20 protein-coding genes and 1 tRNA gene are annotated in these 21,501 nt (G+C 65.5%); 8 read left to right on the top strand and 13 right to left on the bottom strand.

What is annotated here, in order from left to right; genetic code table 11:
- Positions 1-171: 171 nt before the first annotated feature.
- On the bottom strand, positions 172-933 hold the full coding sequence (locus LJ754_RS13250) for an isoprenyl transferase (protein ID WP_227914087.1): 762 nt from the start codon (positions 931-933) through the stop codon (positions 172-174).
- A 178-nt stretch (positions 934-1,111) separates the two neighbouring features.
- On the opposite strand from LJ754_RS13250, the gene trhA reads away from it, so the two are divergent.
- Positions 1,112-1,864, top strand: coding sequence for a PAQR family membrane homeostasis protein TrhA (gene trhA, locus LJ754_RS13245; RefSeq protein WP_227914086.1), 753 nt, complete (start codon positions 1,112-1,114; stop codon positions 1,862-1,864).
- Here trhA and LJ754_RS13240 read toward each other — a convergent pair.
- The 3 genes from LJ754_RS13240 to mca all read right to left on the bottom strand — a co-directional run bounded on the left by LJ754_RS13240 (position 1,861) and on the right by mca (position 5,332).
- Positions 1,861-4,011, bottom strand: a complete 2,151-nt coding sequence (locus tag LJ754_RS13240; RefSeq protein ID WP_227926949.1) for a thioredoxin domain-containing protein — start codon at positions 4,009-4,011, stop codon at positions 1,861-1,863. The genes trhA and LJ754_RS13240 overlap by 4 nt on opposite strands.
- An 11-nt stretch (positions 4,012-4,022) precedes the next feature.
- Positions 4,023-4,352: a hypothetical protein gene (locus LJ754_RS13235; protein ID WP_227926948.1), complete on the bottom strand. Its 330-nt coding sequence runs from the start codon at positions 4,350-4,352 to the stop codon at positions 4,023-4,025.
- Positions 4,353-4,414: 62 nt separating this feature from the next.
- A complete protein-coding gene (gene mca, locus LJ754_RS13230) occupies positions 4,415-5,332 on the bottom strand; it encodes a mycothiol conjugate amidase Mca (RefSeq protein ID WP_227914083.1) in 918 nt (305 codons plus the stop codon).
- Between the two features lie 56 nt (positions 5,333-5,388).
- Between mca and LJ754_RS16765 the strand changes: the two genes are divergently transcribed.
- Both LJ754_RS16765 and greA read left to right on the top strand, forming a co-directional pair.
- Entirely contained in the window at positions 5,389-5,853 is a 465-nt protein-coding gene (locus tag LJ754_RS16765; protein WP_227914082.1) for a DUF4307 domain-containing protein, read from the top strand.
- A 237-nt stretch (positions 5,854-6,090) separates the two neighbouring features.
- Positions 6,091-6,582, top strand: coding sequence for a transcription elongation factor GreA (gene greA / locus LJ754_RS13220; RefSeq protein ID WP_227914081.1), 492 nt, complete (start codon positions 6,091-6,093; stop codon positions 6,580-6,582).
- Between the two features lie 22 nt (positions 6,583-6,604).
- Here greA and LJ754_RS13215 read toward each other — a convergent pair whose 3' ends face one another.
- From LJ754_RS13215 to LJ754_RS13190, 6 genes are all read right to left on the bottom strand, one after another.
- Positions 6,605-7,183: a rhomboid family intramembrane serine protease gene (locus LJ754_RS13215; RefSeq protein WP_227926947.1), complete on the bottom strand. Its 579-nt coding sequence runs from the start codon at positions 7,181-7,183 to the stop codon at positions 6,605-6,607.
- A gap of 3 nt (positions 7,184-7,186) precedes the next feature.
- A complete protein-coding gene (ilvA, locus tag LJ754_RS13210) occupies positions 7,187-8,428 on the bottom strand; it encodes a threonine ammonia-lyase (protein WP_227926946.1) in 1,242 nt (413 codons plus the stop codon).
- 2 nt (positions 8,429-8,430) lie between these two features.
- Positions 8,431-9,738 carry an AI-2E family transporter gene (locus tag LJ754_RS13205; protein ID WP_227914078.1) on the bottom strand — a complete coding sequence of 436 codons (1,308 nt, stop codon included), beginning with the start codon at positions 9,736-9,738 and terminating at the stop codon, positions 8,431-8,433.
- Between the two features lie 48 nt (positions 9,739-9,786).
- Entirely contained in the window at positions 9,787-10,770 is a 984-nt protein-coding gene (locus LJ754_RS13200; RefSeq protein WP_227926945.1) for an aldose 1-epimerase family protein, read from the bottom strand.
- Positions 10,771-10,818: 48 nt separating this feature from the next.
- Entirely contained in the window at positions 10,819-11,535 is a 717-nt protein-coding gene (locus tag LJ754_RS16975; RefSeq protein ID WP_227926944.1) for a GAF and ANTAR domain-containing protein, read from the bottom strand.
- 267 nt (positions 11,536-11,802) lie between these two features.
- The gene (locus LJ754_RS13190; RefSeq protein ID WP_227926943.1) at positions 11,803-12,642 is read right to left on the bottom strand and encodes a Bax inhibitor-1/YccA family protein; all 840 of its coding nucleotides are present in this window, start codon (positions 12,640-12,642) and stop codon (positions 11,803-11,805) included.
- Positions 12,643-12,988: 346 nt separating this feature from the next.
- On the opposite strand from LJ754_RS13190, the gene LJ754_RS13185 reads away from it, so the two are divergent.
- The 4 genes from LJ754_RS13185 (at position 12,989) to LJ754_RS13170 (ending at position 17,102) form a co-directional block, all read left to right on the top strand.
- On the top strand, positions 12,989-14,296 hold the full coding sequence (locus LJ754_RS13185) for a branched-chain amino acid ABC transporter permease (protein WP_227927032.1): 1,308 nt from the start codon (positions 12,989-12,991) through the stop codon (positions 14,294-14,296).
- 15 nt (positions 14,297-14,311) lie between these two features.
- Complete coding sequence (locus LJ754_RS13180; RefSeq protein ID WP_227926942.1) at positions 14,312-15,292, top strand: branched-chain amino acid ABC transporter permease; 981 nt, start codon at positions 14,312-14,314, stop codon at positions 15,290-15,292.
- A gap of 119 nt (positions 15,293-15,411) precedes the next feature.
- Positions 15,412-16,359 carry an ABC transporter ATP-binding protein gene (locus LJ754_RS13175; RefSeq protein ID WP_227927031.1) on the top strand — a complete coding sequence of 316 codons (948 nt, stop codon included), beginning with the start codon at positions 15,412-15,414 and terminating at the stop codon, positions 16,357-16,359.
- Positions 16,356-17,102, top strand: coding sequence for an ABC transporter ATP-binding protein (locus tag LJ754_RS13170; protein ID WP_227914073.1), 747 nt, complete (start codon positions 16,356-16,358; stop codon positions 17,100-17,102). The genes LJ754_RS13175 and LJ754_RS13170 overlap by 4 nt, the downstream gene beginning before the upstream one ends.
- A 193-nt stretch (positions 17,103-17,295) precedes the next feature.
- Here LJ754_RS13170 and LJ754_RS13165 read toward each other — a convergent pair whose 3' ends face one another.
- Positions 17,296-18,843 (bottom strand): HNH endonuclease signature motif containing protein, encoded by a 1,548-nt coding sequence (locus tag LJ754_RS13165; RefSeq protein ID WP_227926941.1) that lies wholly within the window; start codon positions 18,841-18,843, stop codon positions 17,296-17,298.
- 241 nt (positions 18,844-19,084) lie between these two features.
- Positions 19,085-20,476 carry an ABC transporter substrate-binding protein gene (locus LJ754_RS13160; RefSeq protein WP_227926940.1) on the bottom strand — a complete coding sequence of 464 codons (1,392 nt, stop codon included), beginning with the start codon at positions 20,474-20,476 and terminating at the stop codon, positions 19,085-19,087.
- Between the two features lie 209 nt (positions 20,477-20,685).
- On the opposite strand from LJ754_RS13160, the gene LJ754_RS13155 reads away from it, so the two are divergent.
- On the top strand, positions 20,686-21,240 hold the full coding sequence (locus tag LJ754_RS13155) for a hypothetical protein (protein WP_227926939.1): 555 nt from the start codon (positions 20,686-20,688) through the stop codon (positions 21,238-21,240).
- Between the two features lie 55 nt (positions 21,241-21,295).
- Here LJ754_RS13155 and LJ754_RS13150 read toward each other — a convergent pair.
- Positions 21,296-21,369, bottom strand: a tRNA-Leu gene (locus tag LJ754_RS13150).
- Positions 21,370-21,501: the final 132 nt, after the last annotated feature.

Genomic DNA, 21,501 nt, shown 5'->3' with positions numbered 1-21,501 from the left:
TGCGGACTCCCATCAGGGGCCGCCCCCGGGCCCCGGTTGCTGGACTGTGCTGCGTTCCGGCCGGCTCCGTGCTGACCGCTAGCACCAAAGTACGCCCGCCCGGTACCGGGCGGCAGCAGGACACGGCCCTCCCCCCGGGGAAGACCCCAGGCTCTTCGCGGGGAAAGGCTGTCAGGAACCGAAGCGCCGCTGCCTGCTGGCGTAGTCACGCAGGGCACGCAGGAAGTCCACGCGCCGGAAATCCGGCCACAGGGCTTCGCAGAAGTAGAACTCGCTGTACGCGCTTTGCCACATCAGGAATCCGGAGAGCCGCTGCTCGCCGGAGGTGCGGATGACCAGTTCCGGATCCGGCTGCCCGCGGGTGTAGAGGTACTCGGAAATCCGGGTGACCGAAATCTCGCCTGCGACGTCCGTAATTGTCTTGCCCTCGCTGTCGGCGTCCTGCAGCAGTTCCTTGACGGCGTCAACGATCTCCCGCCGTCCGCCGTAGCCGATGGCCACGTTCACGTGCATTCCGTCGGCGTCGCCGGTGCTGTTCCCGAGTTCGGTGAGCTGCTTCGCCAGCCTTTCGGGAAGGATCTCGAGGGCCCCCACAGGCTGGACCCGCAGGTTGCCCTCTTCACCCAGCCGGTCCAAGGTGTTCCCGATGATGTCCAGCAACGGTTCAAGCTCGCCAGCGTCACGGTTAAGGTTGTCGGTGGAGAGCATGTACAGAGTGACCATACGGACGCCGAGTTCCTGGCACCAGCCGAGGAATTCGAGGATTTTATCCGCTCCGGCCTGGTGCCCGTCGCTGGTGGGAGCACCGGCGAGTTTCGCCCACCGCCTGTTTCCATCGACCATCACGCCGATGTGTTCGGGCAGCCGCGCCCCGCTGAGGGACCGACGGAGCTTACGCTCGTAGAGGGCGTAGACAACACCGGGGAATTTCATAGCTTGCCTCACCTGCCAGGTCCGGGCGGAGCAGACGGGCTGCTGCAGCCCGGGTCTGCCTAAAGAAGAAAAAATCTTCTCCTAGGCTACCGCTAGCTCGCCCCGGCAGCGCGCAACCCGGCCCTGCCGCCCGCTTACCCAACCGTAAGTTACCCGATCGTAGGTTAGAATTTCCGTTATGGATTCGTCATCATCTTCCGCACGGCCACACGGCGTCCCCGCTCAGCATGATCCCGACTCCCGGGTAGCCCCGGGCCCGTTGGAAAGTGTGGTTGAATCCCTCGCCGAAGAACTCGAAGTCAAGCCGCGCCTGCGCGGCTGGTTCCATGCAGGTGCTGCGCCGCTTGCGCTGGCAGCAGGCATTGTCCTGGTAATCCTCTCCCCCACAACCGGCACCAGGATCGCCTCCGCTGTGTACGCTTTTACCGGTGTACTGCTGTTCGGCGTGAGCGCCGTCTATCACCGCGGCAACTGGTCACCCAAGGTCAAGAAGGTACTCAAGCGCCTGGACCACACCAACATCATGCTGGTGATTGCGGGTTCCTACACCCCCCTGGCCTGGGCACTGCTGCCCCGGGGAAGTGCGACAACCCTGCTGTGGCTGATCTGGGCCGGCGCCCTCGTGGGCGTCGCCTTCCGGCTGCTGTGGCTGAACGCGCCGCGCTGGCTGTACACCCCGGTCTACATTGCGCTGGGCTGTGCCGCGCTCTTCTACATTCCCGACTTCTACCGTGCGAGCCCGGCGGCTGCATGGCTCATCTGCGTGGGAGGAGCCATGTACATTGCAGGAGCGGTCATCTACGCCATGAAGCGCCCCAACCCGTCAGTGGAATGGTTCGGCTTCCATGAAATCTTCCATGCCTTCACGCTGGCAGGGTTCGCGTGCCACTACGTGGCAATCATGTCCGCCGTGCTCGGCGCGGGCCACTAGGGCTGCCGGTTCCCGAACTGTTCGGCCAACGCTTCCGGATCAGACACCGGCCGGCTGCAGACCATGCCGCGGCACAGGTAGGCCAGGGCTGAGCCCTCCGGCGCTCCTCGGTCCCTTAGCAACGGGACGGAGGAGTCTCCACCGGTGCCCGCACCCTCCCTGAAGGCCGTCACCACAGCCGGTCCGCCGGCGGCCCTCCCTGTCCGGAGCAGGTGCTGCACCAGCTCCGAGTCGGTGCCGGTTACGGCCAGTTCCCGGGGCCCCTCCAGCGCCTGGGCCAGCACCGAGAGCGCCCAACCGCCGGCGCGGGGCGCACGGGCTCCCACCACCTGCACATGGGCCAGGAGTGCCTCGGCCAGGGCGCGGTGCCGGGAGGAGCCGGAATAGGCGGCGTAGGTCACCAGCACACCGGCGAACAGTGCGGTACCGCTCGGAGCAGGCCCGTCCAGCGGGTCCGCGGAGGCCACCGCTCCCTGCGCCGCAGAGAGCTGTCCGGTACGCACCGCGGTGTCCTGCAGGACGCCGTCGGTGATGAACCGCTGTTCGGCGGCCAGGACCAGTTCCTCGGCTGCACGGTACCAGCGCTCTTCCCCGGTGGCTGCGAAGAGGGCGAACAGGCCCTCGGCCACCCCGGCGTAGTCCTCGAGCAGCCCTTCGATCCCCCGGGCCGTGCCGTTGTGCGACACCCGGATGAGGACCCCGTCCCGATAATGGACCCGCAGCAGGTACTCCGCCGCGTTCCGGGCCAGGTTCAGGGCCCCGGCATGGGGCAGGGACTCGGGGCCCGCGCCGGCGTCGTCAGCGTCCGCCAAGGCCAGGGCTGCGTCGGCCAGGCCAGCGATAGCCAGTCCGTTCCAGCCCGCCACCACCTTGTCGTCGCGTTCGGGTTGCGGCCGCGAGTCGCGCGCCGCCAGCAGGGCCGGGCTCCAGCGCAGCCACAGCTGCTCCTCTTCCGGGTCGAGGCTTCGCCCGAAATGCAGGGTGGATCCGCCCTCCTCCATCCGCCCGGTCTCCAAGTCCAGAAGATCCAGCACTGCGTCTGCCTCGGTGCCGGCACCCGCCCGGGCCAGTACGGCTCGCAGTTCCTCGCCGGTCCAGACGTAGGTGGCTCCTTCCCGGCGCCGGCCGTCCACCACGGTGTCGGCGTCCAGGGACGAAGCGAATCCCCCGCCGTCCACCAGGAGGCGTTTGGCCAACCAGCCGGCAGTATCGGTACTGACCCGCAGGGCGAGACGCCGCTGGGCCGGGGCGGGCGCCAAGCGGCTCCAGTGCGCGTAGAGCCGCAGGAGCTGGGCGTTGTCGTAGAGCATCTTCTCGAAGTGAGGCACGGACCAGGCGCGGTCCACCGTGTATCTGGCGAAGCCGCCTTCCAGCTGGTCATACAGTGCGCTGCGGGCCATGGTTTCAAGCGTGCGGTCCGCCAGGGCGGCAGCGGCGCCGGACCCGGCCCCGCCGCCGGCTCCGTAGGTCAGCAGGAAACGCAGTAACGGCGACGGCGGGAACTTCGGGGCACCGCCCAGCCCGCCGAAGCGGGTGTCTTCCTGCTCCCCTACGGCTGCGACGGCGGCCGGCAGCACCTCCGGCGACAAGGCGCCGGAGGTGCCGGGAGCGAGGTCCAGAGCTCCTACCAGGCGCCGGTTCCCGTCCTGGGCCGAGGCCAGGTGGGCGGCAATCTGCGCCGCGCTGGTTTCCACTTCCTCCGGCCGGTCCCGCCACGCCGAAGAAACAGCTTCAAGTACCTGCCGGAACGCGGGCACCCCCTGCAGCTGCTGCGGCGGGAAGTAGGTGCCGGCGTAGAAGGTTCGGCCGTCCGGCAGTGTGAAGACGCTCATGGGCCATCCGCCTTGCCCGGTCAGGGCCTGCGTGGCGGCCATGTACACGGCGTCGACGTCGGGCCGTTCTTCCCGGTCCACCTTCACCGAGACGAAGTGCTCGTTCAGGTAAGCCGCCGTTGCGGCGTCCTCAAAGGACTCATGGGCCATGACGTGGCACCAGTGGCATGCGGCGTACCCCACCGAGATAAATACCGGGACATTGCGGCGGCGTGCTTCGGCGAAGGCTTCCTCGCCGAAGGGCCACCAGTCCACCGGGTTATCAGCGTGCTGGCGCAGATACGCCGATGCCTGGTCCCGCAGTCTCCCGGCCATGGTTGGTACTCCTAATGCAGGTGCTTCCCGGAGCTGTCCGGGTCTGAGGGGTGCGAACCTTCCGCCGGGGTCTGCCCGGAGGAAGCAGGGGCGGCGGTGCGCCCGCCGCGTCCGGCTGCCGCTTCGCGTTCGAGCAGTTCCGTTGCAAGCTGCTCGCGGTAGCGGACGCGGCGGATGCGCTTGGTCATGTCGCGGATCAGGAAGACGATCGCAATCACCATAAACAGGGTGAAAATGAAGCCCAGCAAGCCCGGCGTGACGTCCTTCGGGTCCACCCCCGGCGCAAGCGTTTCATCGGGTGCCGGGGTGACGGCAAGAGGCAGGCTGTACAGGAAGTTCACGGTATATCTCTCTCTAAGCTCACTCTGTGCCGAGACGGCAGCGGATCAGACGTCCCCAGCCCCTATCGTATGCCAGCAAACAGGTCGGTCTCGGGGAGTTCGGTTTCCACCCTGGACTCGATCAGGGAGTAGTCCTCCCACGGCCACACCTTGCGCTGCATGTCCGCGCTGACCGCGAAGAAGAAGCCGTCGGGGTCCACCTGGGTGCGGTGGCTGCGCAGCGCCTGGTCCCGGACCTCGAAAAAGTCCCCGCATTCAATCTGCGTGGTTGTGGGATGGGTTGGTACCGGCGGCTGGTGGCCCTCCGTGTCGGTCTCCTGCGAGGCGGCGATCCGCTCGGCATACGGGGACTGCAGTCCTGCTTCTTCCAGGGCGAAGTGCAGGGCGCGGAAACGTTCGGGGTTGAAGGCGCGGTCGTAGTACAGCTTCAGCGGCTCCCAGGCCGGCCCGGTGCCCGGGTAGCGTTCCGGGTCGCCGGCAGCTTCGAAGGCCTCCACCGCCACCTTGTGCGCCATGATGTGGTCGGGGTGCGGGTAGCCGCCGTTTTCGTCGTAGCTGACAATTACATGCGGCCTGAACTCGCGGACGAGCTTCACCAGCGGCGCGGCAGCCCGTTCCAGCGGCTGCAGTGCAAAGCACCCGAAGGGCAGGTCGGGAAGCGGATCACCCTCGGGCAGACCGGAGTCGGCAAAGCCCAGCCAGCGGTGGTGAATACCCAGGGCGGCCTGGGAGGCGGCCATTTCCCGGCGCCGCAGCCCGGCGAGGTCGCGTTTGCCCGCAGGATCGTTCTCCGCTCCGGGGTTAAGGATCGAGCCCTGTTCACCGCCCGTGCAGGTAGCCACCATGACTTCGACGCCGGCGGCTGCGTAAGCGGCCATCATGGCTGCGCCCTTGCTCGCCTCGTCGTCGGGATGGGCGTGCACTGCGAGCAGGCGCAGCGGCTCGGCGGGCCGTGATGTGGTGCTATCGGGGGCAGACAAGGCAACTCCTGTGGTCAGCGGAATGTGGCGGTGGAATCGGCGGCTAAAATGGGCATGTGAGCACACCGTTTGGTCAGCCCGAGAAGTCGGCACCCCAGCAGCCGGACGTTTCCACGTCCGAGTCCAGATTAGCCAATCGCTACGGCGCTCCAAAGCGGCGCCTGTCCCGGCGGGCCGGCATCATCATTTCCTCGGTCGCCGTGGCCGCCGCCGTCGTAGTGGCGGCCCTGATGAACATCCCCTCTTCCGCAGGTACGGTGACGTCCAAAGACGTCGGGTTTTCCTTCCCGGAAGAAGGCCGCGCTGTGGTGGATTTCCGGGTGGATAAAACCCCCGGCTCAACAGCGGCCTGCGCGGTGCAGGTGCTCAACGAAAGCTACGCCGTCGTGGGTTGGAAAACAGTGATCCTGGGTCCGGATGTGCCCGCGAGCAGCGCCCAGAAGCAGGAGCTGCGCATCGATTCCCCCGGCGTTACCGGCGGTGTCGGCTCATGCTGGCTCGTGGAGGGATCCGGCGAGTAGCCGCCGGACCGTCTTAGCCCGGCATCTTGGGTTAAGCCCGGAGGCAAACTAGTATGGGAACCACGAATAGCCCCGCCCAGGTGTCCGGGTCCTGTGAACTGCAGAGAATATCTGTGAATTGCAGACCAGCCCGGTCCCGCCCGGCGGGGTCTTTGCTTGTCAGGCCAATCCGGCCGGCGGGCAACAAACAGCCACGCCGGACCAATCGGTGGTCCGGATGTACTTAAGGAGATACCCGTGTCAACCAACAGCGCATCTGTCGCCTGGCTCACGCAGGAGTCTTACGACCGCCTGAAGGCGGAACTGGAACACCTGTCCGGCCCCGGACGGACGGAGATTGTTGCCCGCATCGAGCAGGCACGCTCTGAGGGCGACCTCAAGGAAAACGGCGGCTACCACGCGGCGAAGGAAGAGCAGGGCAAGACCGAGGCCCGGATTCGCCAGCTGACCCAGCTCCTTGAAACTGCGCACGTTGGCGAAGCACCGGCCGATGACGGCATTGTTGAGCCGGGCATGCTGGTAGAAGCCCGCGTGGCCGGCGACGTCGAGACCTTCCTGCTGGGCAGCCGGGAGATCGCCGGGGACAGCAGCATCGACGTCTACAGCGAAAAGTCTCCCCTTGGCGCGTCCATCTCGGGCCTGAAGGTGGGCGATTCCACCACGTACTTGGCCCCGAACGGCAAGAGCATCCCGGTGGAGATCATCTCCGCCAAGCCCTACGCCGGCTAACTTCCCCTCAAAGCGGGCCTTCCTACGGGAGGGCCCGCTTTTGCGTTGTGCCGGGGCTGTTCCGCAGGAGAACGGCGGCAAGCACACCGCCGGCGGCGCCGAACAGATGCGCCTGCCAGGAGATACCCAGCGCCGTGGGGAACACGCCCCAGAGGATGGACCCGTAGATCAGGAACAGCACGGCGCTGAGCAGGATCTGGACAATGCTGCGGTTGTAGAAGCCGCGCACCATCAGGTAGGCGAACAGTCCGAACACCACGCCGGACACACCCACCGTCAGGCCGCTCCCGAAAAGCCACACGCCTATCCCGGAAGCCAGCCAGGAGATGGCCAGGACCCAGGCGAACCGGCGCATCCCTTCCAACAGGGTGAGGAAGGAAAACACAATCAAGGGCAGCGTGTTCCCCACCAGGTGCCCAAAGCCGGCATGCAGCAGCGGAGCGAACACGACGCCGTCGAGCCCCTCCACGTGGCGGGGCAGGATGCCCAGCAGCGGCAGAACCACAGGCGAAAACACCATGGTGAGCAGGTAAACCGCCCACAGCAGGGCGGCGAAACCGAGCGAACCGATCAGGGCGGTCCGGGCCCGTTGGGCGAGCACGGGTCAGCCTTCCAGCACCATGGGCTGGAAGCCTTCCGCGCGCAGGTTCTTCAGGACCAGGTCGCAGTGCTCGTGGCCCTTGGTTTCCATGTTGATGGTGATTGCCACGTCTCCCATACTGATGGATCCTCCTACCCTGGTGTGGTCCACTCCGGTGACGTTTGCATCCGCATCGGCAATGATCCGCGAGATGGTGGCCAGCGAGCCTGGACGGTCGTCAAGCAGGATCCGGACCACGAGATAGCGTCCCGCGGCGGCCAGGCCCCGCTGGATGACCTTCAGCATCAGCATGGGGTCAATGTTGCCGCCGGACAGGATCACGGCCGTGGTGCCGGGATTCTCGATCTTCCCGTCCATCAGGGCAGCCACCCCCACCGCACCGGCGGGTTCAACCACCATCTTGGCACGCTCCAACAGGAAAATCAGGGCCCGGGCCAGGGAATCCTCGCTGACGGTCACTACATCGTCCACCAGCTCCCGGATGATCGAGAACGGCAGCTGGCCCGGCCTGCCCACGGCAATTCCGTCCGCAATGGTGGACACCCGGGTCAGGGGCACCAGGGCGTCCGCCGCCAGCGACGGCGGGTACGACGCCGCATTTTCGGCCTGCACTCCGATGATCCGGATGTCCCGGCCCAGTTCCCGTGCCCGGGACTTAACGGCGACGGCGACGCCAGCGAGCAGCCCTCCGCCGCCCACCCCCATGATGACGGTGTCCAGGTCCGGAACCTGTTCCAGGAGTTCCAGTCCGATGGTTCCCTGGCCGGCCACCACGTCCACGTTGTCGAACGGATGGACAAACACAGCACCGGTTTCATCGGCGTACCGCTGGGCCTCGGCGAGCGCTTCGTCTACGTTGTGGCCGTGCAGGACAACTTCTGCGCCGTGTCCCTGCGTGGCCGCCAGTTTCGGCAGGGCCACCCCGTGAGGCATGTACACCCGTGCGGCAATGCCGAGCCTGGCCGCGGCAACCGCCACCCCCTGGGCATGGTTTCCCGCTGAAGCGGCCACCACGCCGCGGGCCTTGTCCGACGGGGAGAGCTTGGCCATGCGCACATAGGCGCCCCGGACCTTGAAAGACCCCGCCCGCTGCAGGTTTTCACACTTGAAGTACACGTCCGAGCCGGTTTCCCGTCCCAGCGCACGCGACACCTCAATGGGGGTCTGCGCGATCACGCCGTCAAGCAGTTTGGCAGCGGCTTGGATGTCATCCAGGGTTACGGGCAGGTTGGGCAGATCTGTCAAAGTCAGTGCTCTTCCTTCGGAACAAACGCGCGTTCGGGGTTATGTTCATGGTCGCTCTCGTCACTGCCGGCTCCGGGGGTCTTACCGCCGGTCCCGGAGTTCCCGTCTCCGGCTGCCCCGTCCCCCGGATCGTTGCCGTGGAGATCCGGCCCGGAGTGCGGACCGGCGCCGAACTGCTCTTCCACGGCCGGGTCATTTTCCCAGTGCCGGGCGGCAATGTACCGGACCACGGCGTTGAGGATGGCCAGCAACGGGACTGAGAACAGGGCCCCCGGAATGCCTGCGGCCAGGGTCCCTCCGGTGACGGCAAGGATGACGGCGAGCGGATGGAGCGAGACGGCACGGCCCATCACCAGGGGCTGCAGGATGTGCGATTCCACCTGCTGGACTAACAGCACAATGCCGAGCATCACCAGCGCATTGACCCAGCCGTTGGCCACCAGGGCCAGCAGCACCGCCACGAAGCCGGTCACGAAGGCTCCAACCAGCGGAACGAAAGACCCCAGGAACACCAGTACGGTCAGGGGCAGGGCCAGAGGCACGCCGATAAGCGCGGCCAGGCCGCCGATGCCAACCGCATCGATCAGGGCAACAACCACCTGGACACGCACATAATTGACCATGGAGTCCCAGCCCTGGATTCCGGCACCGTAGGCCGCGGGCCGTGCCCGCCTCGGCAGGAGTCCAGCAGTGAAGCGCCAGATCCGGGGCCCGTCCAGCAGGAAGAAGATCAGGGCGAAGATGGTCAGCAGCACGCCTGCGGCAAAGTGTCCGGCACTGCTGCCCACGCTGAGGGCGCCGGAAACGATGCTCCCGGAGTTCTCCTGCAGGGTGTCACTGGCTTCGCTGAACAGTGAGTCGATTTGGTCCGTGCTGATGTGAAGCGGCCCGGATGACAGCCAGTCCTGGATCTGCCGGACTCCTGCCATGGTTTCGCCCCACAGGTCCTGGAAGCCCAGGGCCAGCTGACGGCCTACCAGGGTCAGCGCGGCGGTAATGAGCCCCAGGAACGCCAGGAGGGTCACTGCCACCGAAAGTCCGCCCGGCAGTCTGTTCCGGCGCAGCCAGTTGCTCACCGGCGAAAGCAGTCCGGCGAGCAGTGCGGCGATCATCAGCGGAATGATGAGCAGCGAAAAATGGCTCAGGACCCAGATGAGCCCCGCCCCCACTATGAGGACTATGCCCAGCCGCCAGGCCCAAGCTGCGCTTACCCGCAGGGCGAAGGGGACATCTTCCCCTGACCGGACTGGATTCGCTGCTGCGGCCTGCAGCGCCCGGGGCGCAGCCGCGCGGCGTGCATGGGATTTCATGGGGCCATCCTTCCACACCCTGCTGGTGGTGAAGCTGACTTTACGCGGCTATTCCGTGCTGTTACCGCCGCGGTCCGCTGATCCGGCCCGGATACCCCACTGCGCATCGAAACTCCCGCCGGGCGAAAGCCAGGCCAGCCCTTCCCCGGAGTTCAGCGCGTTGGCCGGAGCGGTCATCGGTTCCAGCGCCACGGCGCAGTCTTGTCCGGGGAACTTGTCCGTGACGAAAACATGGACATAGCCGCATTCGGGTCCGGTCCAGAGGCTGACGGTACGCCCGTCCGGCGCAGTGAGTGTGTGCCGGTACCCGGGTTCCCCGCCTCCTCCGGTCTCCGTTCCGGCCGGCTGGAGGTCCGTGTAGGCACTGTCCAGATCCAGTCCGCCCACGCGTTTTCCTGCGCGCAGGTCGGTTTCCCCGGCGGGTTCCTCCCTGCCGTTGGGGATCAGGCGTTCATCGGTGGTGAGCCTTGCGTCAGCTGCAACGGTCAGCACCAGGTCTTCCGTGGGCACATCTCCCAAGCGCAGGAATGGATGCGCGCCCAGGGCGACAGGTGCGCGCGACGTTCCCAGGTTGGTGAGGCTCTGGCGCACCGCCAGCCCGCCGTCGTCGTCCAAGCCGTAGCGAACGGTGTGCAGGAGATGGAACGAATACCCGTGCTGCGGGAAGATTTCGGCGGACAGGACCACGGATGCCTGGTCCTGCTCGCGGAGCGTGTACCCGGTGTTGCGCAGCAGCCCGTGGCTGGCGTGGCCGCGCGACGGCTCGGTGATGTCCAGCTGCTGCTCCGCACCGTCCAGGGTCCACAGCCCGTCCGCCACCCGGTTGGGCCACGGCGCAAGCAGGACACCGTTGGCCGAGGGCGGTATGGCGGTATCCGGGTAGGACTGAAACAACTCCACCCCGTCCACGGAGTAGTGCCGCAGCGCTCCGGCGAGGGAACCGATCACCGCCCGGGCGCTGCCACGGCTGATCTCGTACTGGGTGCCGGTAGCCGGGAGGGCCGCTGCATGTTCAGTGCCGGTTCCATTCATGGGTTCAACGTTACCTAAGGGCTCCGGCTCCGGTCCCCTCCAGGGAAGCTACTCATCGAAATGGGTATCAACCCGGTCACTGACCGCTGCCACGACGCCGGCGGCCACATTGCGAATCTTGATGTTGCGGCTGTTGGAGACGCTGCGCAGGATGTCGATGGCTGCCTGCTGGCTGCAGCCGTTCTGTCCCATGATGATGCCCGCAGCCAGGTCCACCACCGTGCGTGATTCCAGTGCTGCCTGGAGATTCGCTGCCTTTGCGGTCTGCATATCAAGGAGCAGGGCAAGGCGCAGGGGTTTGGCGGCCGTCGCCGCGAAACCGCGGACAGTGCCCGTTTCGAGCGGTCCGAAGGAATTCGGCCGGTCCGAATAGCACGCCAGCACCCCGCGCTCCCCCGCCAGCGGCAGCGCAACGGCGGCAACCGAACGTACGCCTGCGGCACCTGCACCTGCACCTGCCACTGCGGACCACCGCTGCTCCGCGCGCACATCCGGAACGACGGCGTCCGGGCCACCGCCCAGCACCGTCCCTGCCGGGCTGCCCGGTCCGAAGCCGGCCGCCTCCGCCGCCAGTCCGGCGGACCGGGCGGACAGCAGGGGCCGGCGGCTGCGGTTCACCGCCAACGCGCATCCGCCCGGGGCCGCGAGCCCCAGCCGGCTTGCGGCTGCTTCCGCAGCACCGGCCAGGAACACCTCCGGATCCCAGTCGCCCAGCAGGACGTCAAGTAGTTCTTCCAGCACGGATTGCCGGTCATGTTCGGCCACCGAAGACTCCTTTTCCAGCAGGTGCCCGGGCCTTGGCCGTGTGACCTGTTCCGGGTCCCGCTGCTCCCCATGCAGGGACCGCTCCCCACGCGGGCCATAGTAGGTACGGCCGGCGGCGGGTGCCCAGAGTAAGCGCCCAAATTGGTTTCTAACGGCCGGGCGGCAGCGGCCCGTTAAACAGCGGAAGGCCCGCCGGCGTAATGCCGGCGGGCCTTCCAATACGGTCCGTGTGTTGCTGCGGGACTGTACGCAGCTGGTTCTGGGTGGTTAGTCGCTGCCGCGGAGAATGGCCAGCAGCCGGATGATCTCCACGTACAGCCATACCAAGGTGACGGTGAGGCCGAAGGCCGCCGTCCAGGAGTAGCGCTCCGGGGCACCGGCCTTGACGCCCTGTTCAATGGAGGTGAAGTCCATGACCAGGGAGAAGGCAGCCAGGCCGATGGCCAGCAGGCCGATGAAGACGCCCATCGGGATGCCGAAGATTTCCACTCCGCGCAGGCCCCACGGATCATTTACGCCGCCGAAGATCATCAGGCCGACGTTGATCAGGGAGAAGACCGCGTAACCGATGATGGCGATCATGAAGAACCGGACAGCCTTGGGGGTCGCACGCACCTTGCCGCTGCGGAACAGCACCAAGGTGACGGCGAAGACCGCGAGGGTGCCCAGTACCGCCTGCAGCCCAACGCCCGGGTAGGCGTTGTCGAGGACGGCTGTCAGCCCGCCGAGGAACATTCCCTCCAGGAACGCGTAGGCAAGGATCAGGCCCGGTACGGGTTCGCGCTTGAAGGAGTTGACCAGGCCAAGGACGAATCCGCCCAGTGCGCCCAGCATCATCAGGCCCATGCCCATGGACGGGAGGACGAAGGTGGGGACTGCTGCGCCCACCAGGACTGCCGCGAGGCAGAACACCGTCTTCATGATCACGTCGTCATAAGTCATCCGACCCATGTCCGAAGGCTTTGCCGACGGCGCCGTGTACAGATCCTGCAGCTGCTGCGGGGTCATGTAGGTGTTATCCGTTGCCAGCGACCCCTGGGCTGCTCCGCCACGGGTCTGGGAACGGAAGTTCTTTCCGTTGAAAACCGGATTTCCGCCAAGTGCCATGAAAAGTGTCCTCCATCTGGGGGGCTGTTTAGGGTCAGCCTACCAAAGTCCAACGAACGGCCGGGGCCGCGGATTCCCGCAAATACGCCTCTTTAGGTAACGGTTCGGTCGAGGCGGGTCCCCTCTGGTCCTGCGGTCTTGCGCTGCCGGCAACAAAGTCGTTACGGGATCGCGACATACGGGCAGGGACAAACGTCACTGCCTGAAACATTCTGTGGGTAGCATGTTCCCCAATCGGTGACCTGAGTCACATCTACCCGCCTGCGGACCGCTTTTGCGGTGCCGCAGCCCTGCGCGGAGGTTTCGGAACTTGGCAAGAACATCGGCGCTGACCCGGTATTTGGGGATGCTGGCAGCGGTGGCGGCGATGTTCGCTGCCCTGCTCTTCGCAGCCCCTGCCGCTCACGCAACTACAACCAGCCCGTCGGACGGTGCCTCAGCGCCGGCCACCAGCCCGGGACCCACGGACGGCGCTGAATTCCGTGACCGGATCAGCGGCGTCATCAAGAATGAGGGCACCCCGCTGGAAGGGGTGAAGGTCACGGCCACCGGCAACGGATACGAGGGTGAAGCCGTTACCGGAGCGAACGGTTCCTGGTCCATCGGGGTGCCCGAACAGGGCGCCTATGAAGTGGAACTCGATGAATCCAGCCTCCCCGAGGGCGTAGCCCTCGCCGAAGGCCAGAAGAACCCGCGGACGGTGACATTCGCCGGTACCAGCAACATCACCACCCTGTTCCTGCTCGGCGAGGGAATTGTCCTGCAGCAGGAAAGCTTCGGCTCGCTTCTGGCCGAGCGCGCCGTTGCCGGGCTGAGCTTCGGCCTCTTGCTGGCCCTGAGCGCCGTCGGCCTCTCACTGATTTTCGGCACCACCGGCCTGACCAACTTTGCCCACGGTGAAATGGTGACCCTGGGCGCGGTGTTGGCTTTCGCTTTCGCCGCCATCGGGCTTCCGGTTTGGGTGGCCCTGCCTCTGGCGGTGCTTGGCGGTGCCGCCTTCGGATACGTGCAGGACGCCGGCATCTGGAAGCCGCTGCGCCGGCGGGGTACGGGACTGGTTCCGATGATGATCGTCAGCATCGGCCTTGCCGTCGCCGTCCGCTACACCGTCCTGTTCTTCTTCGGCGGCGGAACCCAGCCGCTGCCCGGTTCCCAGAGCCCCGTCCTGGAGCTGGGCCCGGTGTCCATTCCCCGGAACACCTTGGTGTCCCTGATTGTCAGCCTGGCCGCGATTTTGGTGGTAGCGCTGCTGCTGCTCCGGACCAGGATCGGCAAGGCCACCCGGGCGGTTTCGGATAATCCCGCACTCGCGGCTGCTTCAGGCATCGATGTGGACCGCGTGATCCGGCTGGTCTGGGTCATTGGCGGTGCGCTGGCTGCCATGGGCGGCATTCTCTGGGCCTACTACCGTCCGGGAGTTTCCTTCAATATGGGCCAGCAGATTCTGCTGCTGATCTTTGCCGGGGTTACCCTCGGCGGTCTCGGCACCGTGTTCGGAGCGCTGGTCGGTTCCGTCCTTGTGGGGCTTTTCGTGGAAATCTCCACTCTTTGGCTGCCGGCTGACCTGAAATACGTCGGCGCGCTAGTCATCATGATTCTTGTCCTGCTGGTCCGGCCGCAGGGCCTTCTCGGCCGCCGCGAGCGCATAGGTTAAGGGGCTTAGTTACACATGGATTTCGCCAATATTCTTCTCGGTGCCTTCAACGAGATCATCAGCCCCACTACGGCCGCCTACGCGCTGGCCGCTCTCGGCCTCGCCGTGCACTTCGGCTACACCGGCCTCCTGAACTTTGGCCAGGCCGGGTTTATGGCGGTGGGAGCCTACGGCTTCGCCATTCCGATCCTCTCTTTCAACGCCCCGCTGCCGTTGGCCCTGCTGATTGCCCTTTTGGGTTCTGTGGTGTTCGCGGTCATCCTGGGCATTCCCACGCTGCGGCTGCGTGCGGACTATCTTGCCATCGTCACCATTGCCGCCGCGGAAATCATTCGGTACGTCGTCACCACCAACTCGATGACCTCCGTCACCGGATCCGCCAACGGGCTCGCCGCCTTCACCGGCAGCTTCTACGACCTCAACCCGGTACCCGAGGGCAGCTACAACATCGGTCCGTTCTCCATGAACGAGCGCGACGTCTGGATCCGCATCGTAGCCTGGACGCTGGTCATAGTTGCCTGCCTGCTGGTGTGGATGCTCATCCGCAGCCCCTGGGGCCGTGTCGTCAAGGGCATCCGTGAAGATGAGAACGCCGTGCGCGCCCTGGGCAAGAACGTCTACGCCTACAAAATGCAGGCACTGATCATCGGCGGCCTTCTCGGCACCCTGGCCGGAATCATCTTCACCCTCCCCCGGGACGCCGTGCAGCCGGCCAACTACGGCACCGAGCTCACCTTCTACCTGTACACGGCCCTGCTGCTGGGCGGCATGTCCACCGTGCTGGGACCGGTGCTGGGATCGATGATCTTCTGGGCCATCCTGTCCATCACCCAGGGCGTCCTGTACGGCGCCATCGAATCGGGATACATCACCTTCATCACCACTTCCCAAGCAGGCCAGATCCGCTACATCCTTGTGGGTGTGGCGCTGATGCTGCTGATGATCTTCAGGCCCCAGGGGATCCTGGGCAACAAGAAGGAGCTGTCGTTCGCATGAGCCACCAGGCAGACCAGTCCAGTCCCGGGGATTCAGTCCGCGCCGGCGGGGCGCATGCCGCCGAGCCGATAGCCGCGCCCGTCGACACCCTCGCGGACGACGCCGTCGCGAACCCGTATATGAGCGATACCCAACCCATCGCCGCAGGAGAAACGGGTCCGGGCTGCGCCAAGCGGGATCCCATCCTCGTGGCGCAAAACGTCACCCGGACCTACGGCGGCATTAATGCCGTGGACGTGGAACACGTGGAGATTCCCCGGCACAAGATCACCGCCCTGATCGGCCCCAACGGTGCCGGTAAAACCACGCTGTTCAACCTCCTCACCGGTTTCGACACTCCCCAGTCCGGCACCTGGCAGTTCGAAGGCAAGGATCTTGCGGGCGTATCCGCCTACAAGGTGGCCCGGCTGGGCATGGTGCGTACGTTCCAGCTGACCAAGGTCATGGGCAAGCTCACCGTCTTGGAAAACATGCGCTTGGGTGCCGCATCCCAACCGGGAGAGTCACTGTGGCGGGCCCTCCTGCCGCCGCTGTGGCGCAGCCGGGAGAACGAGATCACCGAGCAGGCCGACGTCCTGCTTGCCAAGTTCAAGCTAGACACCAAGCGTGCGGATTACGCGGCGTCGCTTTCCGGCGGCCAGCGGAAGCTGCTGGAAATGGCGCGGGCCCTGATGGTCCGACCGAAACTTGTGATGCTGGACGAACCCATGGCCGGCGTGAACCCTGCCCTGACCCAGTCACTGCTGGACCACATCAAGAACCTCAAGGCCGAAGGCATGACTGTCCTGTTCGTGGAACACGACATGCACATGGTCCGCCACATTGCCGACTGGGTCGTGGTCATGGCGGAAGGCAAAGTAGTCGCCGAGGGACCTCCGTCCGAGGTGATGAAAGACCAGGCCGTGATCGATGCCTATCTGGGCGCCCATCACGACGTGGACCTTGCCGATTCCGAGGGCTTTGAAAAGCTCGAGGCGGAATTGGAGCACGACGCCGAGTCTTCGGTGGGCACTGAACCTGCCGGCACTGCCGGCGGGCGAGTCGATGAACGGAAGGACAAGGCATGAGCGCCGATGCATTCGAGGGCGATTCCGTCGTCAAGGTGACCGACCTTGTGGCCGGTTACATTCCCGGGGTCAATATCCTCAACGGCTGCAGTATTGAAGCCCGGCGAGGAGAACTCATCGGCATTATCGGGCCCAACGGTGCCGGCAAATCGACCCTGCTCAAGGCTATGTTCGGCTTGGTGAAGGTTCATTCCGGGACAGTTGTTGTCCGCGGCCAGGACTTGACCGGACTCAAAGCCAACAAGCTCGTCAGCCGCGGGGTGGGGTTCGTGCCGCAGAACAACAACGTGTTCCCGTCGCTGACCATCGAGGAAAACCTGCAGATGGGTGTGTATCAGGCGCCTCGGACGTTCAAGGAACGCTTCGACTTCGTAGCGGGGGTCTTCCCTGAGCTTTCTAAACGCCGTGCCCAGCGTGCCGGATCCCTGTCCGGCGGTGAACGGCAGATGGTTGCCATGGGCCGGGCGCTGATGATGGATCCAGCAGTACTGCTGCTGGACGAGCCTTCGGCCGGCCTCTCCCCCGTGAAACAGGACGAAGCTTTCCTGCGGGTCCATGAAATCAACCGTGCCGGAGTTTCAGTGATCATGGTGGAGCAGAATGCCCGCCGCTGCCTGCAGATCTGCGACCGAGCCTATGTGTTGGACCAGGGCAAGGACGCGTACACGGGTACCGGACGTGAGCTCATGAAAGACCCGAAGGTCATCCAGCTGTACCTGGGAACGTTGGCAGAGTCCGCCTAGTTGCCACGGCTGTCTGGCTGTCAGGGCCCGTCCCCGGGAAAGTATGCCGGGGACGGGCCCTGACCCGTCTAGAGGCAGGCTTGGGTTCGCGGGCGCGAAGTGCAGGACCGTTCGCTATGTCTGCCTTCGCTCCCCCTGCGGACGGCACGCGTGATCGGTGGGTGGGGCGGTCCTTCCGCCAGGCCCGCGAACCCTACCGCGGTGCCAGTTCCAGAAAGGGTTCGGTCCGATAAACCCGTCCCGTGGGCGAGGTCCACTCCATCACGCCCGGCGTGGGCTGGGATGCTTTCCAGAATCCCAGGGTCTTGAACCGGTGATGCCGGCGGCACAGATGTTCAAGGTTGCCGTGCTCGGTAGGGCCGCCCTTGGCCCAGTCGATGGTGTGGTCTATTTCCGTGACGGCGGTGCTGACCCTGCAACCCGGGAACCGGCAGGTCCCGTCGCGGGCGCGCAGCCAGCGGGCCAGTCCGGCGGGGACTTTCCGGCGCCTGCCCACCGCGAGGATTTCACCGGTCTTCGGATCCTGGGCCAGACCCGTCCACCCCACCGCGTTGCGGGCCAGTCGGCGGGCTTCTTCGGCGCTGATCGGACCGTAGCCGTGGAGCTCAGCCGGCTCCTCGTTGGCGCCAAAGAGGGTTTCGGCGTTGATCAGGACCATGATTTCCGCCCGCGGCAGGACCGTTGAGCCGTCGGGATCGGCATCGGCAGGTCCACTGCCTGCTCCGCCGCCTGCTCCACTTCGTGCACGGGACCGGGCCGAGCTGAGGCCGCCCATCAGCAGCTGGGCCAGGACATCGGCGCGTAGCTGGTCCGCAGTCCGGGAGTCACCGGCGGCCTGTTCGCCGCGGGCTGCAGTGCTCAAGGCTGTGTAGATTTGCTGGGCTTCCGCGGCCCGCAAGTGGGCGGACAGCCATGACATGCCGTCTTCGTCCCGGTCCAGGACGACGCGCCGCTTATCGAAGGCAGTCAGATGCCGTTCAGGAACGGTCTCCGGGTATTTGCGCTCCCTTAGCCGCCTGGCCTTGGCACAGAACTGGCTCCTCGTTACGCCCTCTGCTTTGGCCAGCAGTTCGGACTCGAACCCGGGAAGCTCCGACGCCGGAATGTTCTCACACTGGTCGAGCACCACTTGAGCGTGCCCGTAGCTGAACCGTCCGTCTTCCAATCCGGCCAGGGTGGCGGTATGGGTGCTGCAGAGCCTGTCCGCTTCGAACATCATCCCCTGCGCGGTGGTCTGCGGGACGTTCAGAATGGCTGCGCATTCCGAGGCTGCGAGGCTGAACGCGAGCCCGGCTTCTTCCCGGCCCAAATCCTTGCAGAGGCCGGACCGGAAGAGTTCCTCCATATGGTGGATCAGGCGGGCTTGCTGGGCCTGTGTCCAACGCACCAGATGCACCACGCGGGCCAAAACATCACAGGTGGCCTGTTCGTCAAAGGATTCAAGGTTCTGCAGAGCCAGTAGCCCGCTGAAACCGTCCGGAAAACCGGCGTCAAAACCTGGATCTCCGGCAGCGCCTGGATTTCCGGCAGCGCCGGCATAGGCGGTGGTGGAGGCCGCGGCGTCGAAACCACCGCCGACTTGTCCGGCGTCGTTAACCGCAACAACATGCAAATCAGCCCGGAAAACCGCGAGTGTGCGCTCCGAGTCGGAGGCATCCGCCTTATCAGCCTGGCCTTCAGCCGGCTGGTGTTTTGTGCCTGATTCTTCGGTTATCCGTTCGGCGTTTCCGAGCTGATCCATGCCTCAAGGATTTCACCCGGCACTGACGTTTCCGGGCCCAAAAGAGGGTCAAAACGGCCCTACGGGAAACTCCAAATACTCGTCTTTCGGACGCCACTCCTACCTTTATCTCCATGGTCCCCCGCCCCCGTCACACCCGGAAAACCACCAACGCCACATCGAAAAACAGATCAGCCCCGCCGGTTTCCCGGCGAGGCTGATCTGCTTGCTATTTCTACTGCCGCAGTTATCCCCGCTGCAGTTAGAGCTTGCCCTCTTCGGAGCGGCTCGGCACCGGCTTGTTGTCGGCGTCGTACTGGTAGATACCGATAAACGCTTCCGTCGGGTCGCCGTTCTCATCGAACGTGACCGGGCCGGAGTAACCGTCGTAGTCAATGTCGCCGCCGCCCCGCAGGATGGTCACGCAACCGGCGAAGTCGTAGCACTTTTCGCCTTCACCCGAGACACCCTGCAGTTCGGCTGCAATGGCCTTGCCGTCGGTGCTGCCGGCCGCTTCGGAGGCCAGCGCCAGCAGGGTAACGGCGTCATAGCTTTCACCCGCGTAGGACCAGTCCTTCAGGGCCGGATCGATCGCCAGCAGGGAGTCCTTGAAGTTATCCGAGGCGAACGGACCGGGAATGGTGCCCTGCGCCCCTTCAAGCGTTCCGGCGTCCAGGCTGTCGCTGTAGTCCGAGGTGTTGCCGTCCACAAAGAACATCTGGCTGGCGTCGATACCCTTTGACTTCAGGAGCGGAACAATGCTCTTGGCCTGGTCGAAGCTGATGATCACCACGGCATCCGGCTTCGCAGCGGCAATGGAATCCACCTGGCTGCTGAACTGGGAATCGCCTTCGTTGAACATCTCAGAGGCCACTACCTGGCCACCTGCGTCTTCCACTGACTTCTGGACGTTGCTCTGCAGTCCGGTTCCGTAGGCATCATTGAGGACAATCATGCCCACCGTCTGCGCACCGCAGCTCATGATGTAGTTGCCCAGGGTGCGGCCCTGCATGACGTCGGACGGAGCGGTTCGGAAGTACAGGCCGTTGTCATCCCAGGTGGTGAAGTCCGGCGAGGTGTTCGCGGGAGAGAACTGGATGACACCGGCGCCGGTGATGTTGCCGATAACAGTCTTGGACACGCCCGAGGAGGCGGCGCCCACAATGGCGCTGACATCCTGGCTGAGCAGGTCGTTGACCGACTGGGTGGCGATATCCGTGGTGGTGTCGCCGGAGTCGCGGTGGACCACCTCAACAGGCTTGCCCAGGACACCGCCTGCGTCGTTGATCTCCTTGACAGCCAGGTTGACGCCGGCGATTTCCGGCGGGCCCAGGTAGGCAAGGGAACCCGTTGTCGGGAGCAGGGACCCGATCTTCAGCGGAACGTCGGTGGTGCCGGTGGACGCGGGAACGGCCGAGGCATCCCCCTTGGCTCCCGGATCGCTTCCCGTGCCTCCTTCGCCCTCGGGGCAGGTGAGGACCGACGCCGCTGCGGCGTCGCTCGAACCGGTGGACTCTTCCGAAGTGGATTCGGAGTTGTTGCCGCCGCAACCGCTGGCGAACAGGGCAAAGCCCAAACCGAGGGCGGCAATCTTAGCGGTGCGGGCGTATCCGACGCCCAAGCCCAGACCGCCGGAATGGCGTAGTGCAGTCATAAAAGTTATCTCCCCGATCGAAAGGCGGGTGCCTTTGACGCAACACCAGGTGTTCCTGATTAGAAGAAAAGCTAATGGAACATTGTGTCGAATATAAGAGCCTGCGGTTACAGCCTTGTAACGCTCGTCACATTTAGGCCTCCGCGCCCTTGCGAGTAGGGGCCGTCCAGCCCTATACGATGGCTTTATTACGCTCATTTGGGGGAAAATTGCACATCCGGTCTGTAACCGCCGCCGCTTCCACACTCACTGCCGCCAGCCTGCTCCTTCTCGGCGCTGCAGCGCCGGCGCAGGCACTGTCCTGCGCGCCGGGCCTGGTGCCCGCCGTCGTGGACGGTGTGGAGACCTGCGCAGCAACCGGCGATCCCGCCCCCTACAACCCCGGAGAAAGCAGCTACGACCCGGCAACGGGCAACTACTCCGAGGCGGTTCCGGCTCCCCCCGGGTTCGAGCTGCAGCCGTCTTCACCGGCCCCGGATCCCGTCCCGACGCCGGCTGACTCCAGCGCTGCCACCACTGCTCCTGCTACAGCTCCGGCTGGAGGCGGCGCAGTTCCGGCTCCGGTGCGTGCGCCTGCTCCGACGACGGCGCCCCCTACGTCCCGGACGCCTGTCCCGTCGCCGTCGGCCACCCCTGTGTCCGGCTCTGAACGCTCATCCGCGGTCCTGCCGGCCGCAGCCGCCGTCGTGATTCTGGGCGGGCTGGCCGGAGCCCTCCTGCTGCGCCACCGCAACCGCTCCGCACGGGGCCGCAACGAGGGCTAGGGCGCTTCCCTGCCGGTGAACTGCCTGCCGGTGGAACCGCATGCCGGCTTCGCTGTACCCCAGGTCGGACTCGAACCGACAACACACCGATTTTAAGTCGGTTGCCTCTGCCAATTGGGCTACTGGGGCCTGGACAATTGCCTTCCAAGCGTACTGGAAAGCCGCGGAGGGCGGGAAACACGGCAGCGGGGGGGGGGGGCGGGGGGGGGGGGGGGGGGGGGGGGGGGGGGGGGGGGGGGGCCGAGGAGTCACTCACCCGAC

The sequence above is a fragment of the Arthrobacter sp. zg-Y40 genome (assembly GCF_020731535.1).
Lineage (GTDB): Bacteria > Actinomycetota > Actinomycetes > Actinomycetales > Micrococcaceae > Arthrobacter_B.
This window is presented reverse-complemented; position numbering and strand designations above follow the sequence as displayed.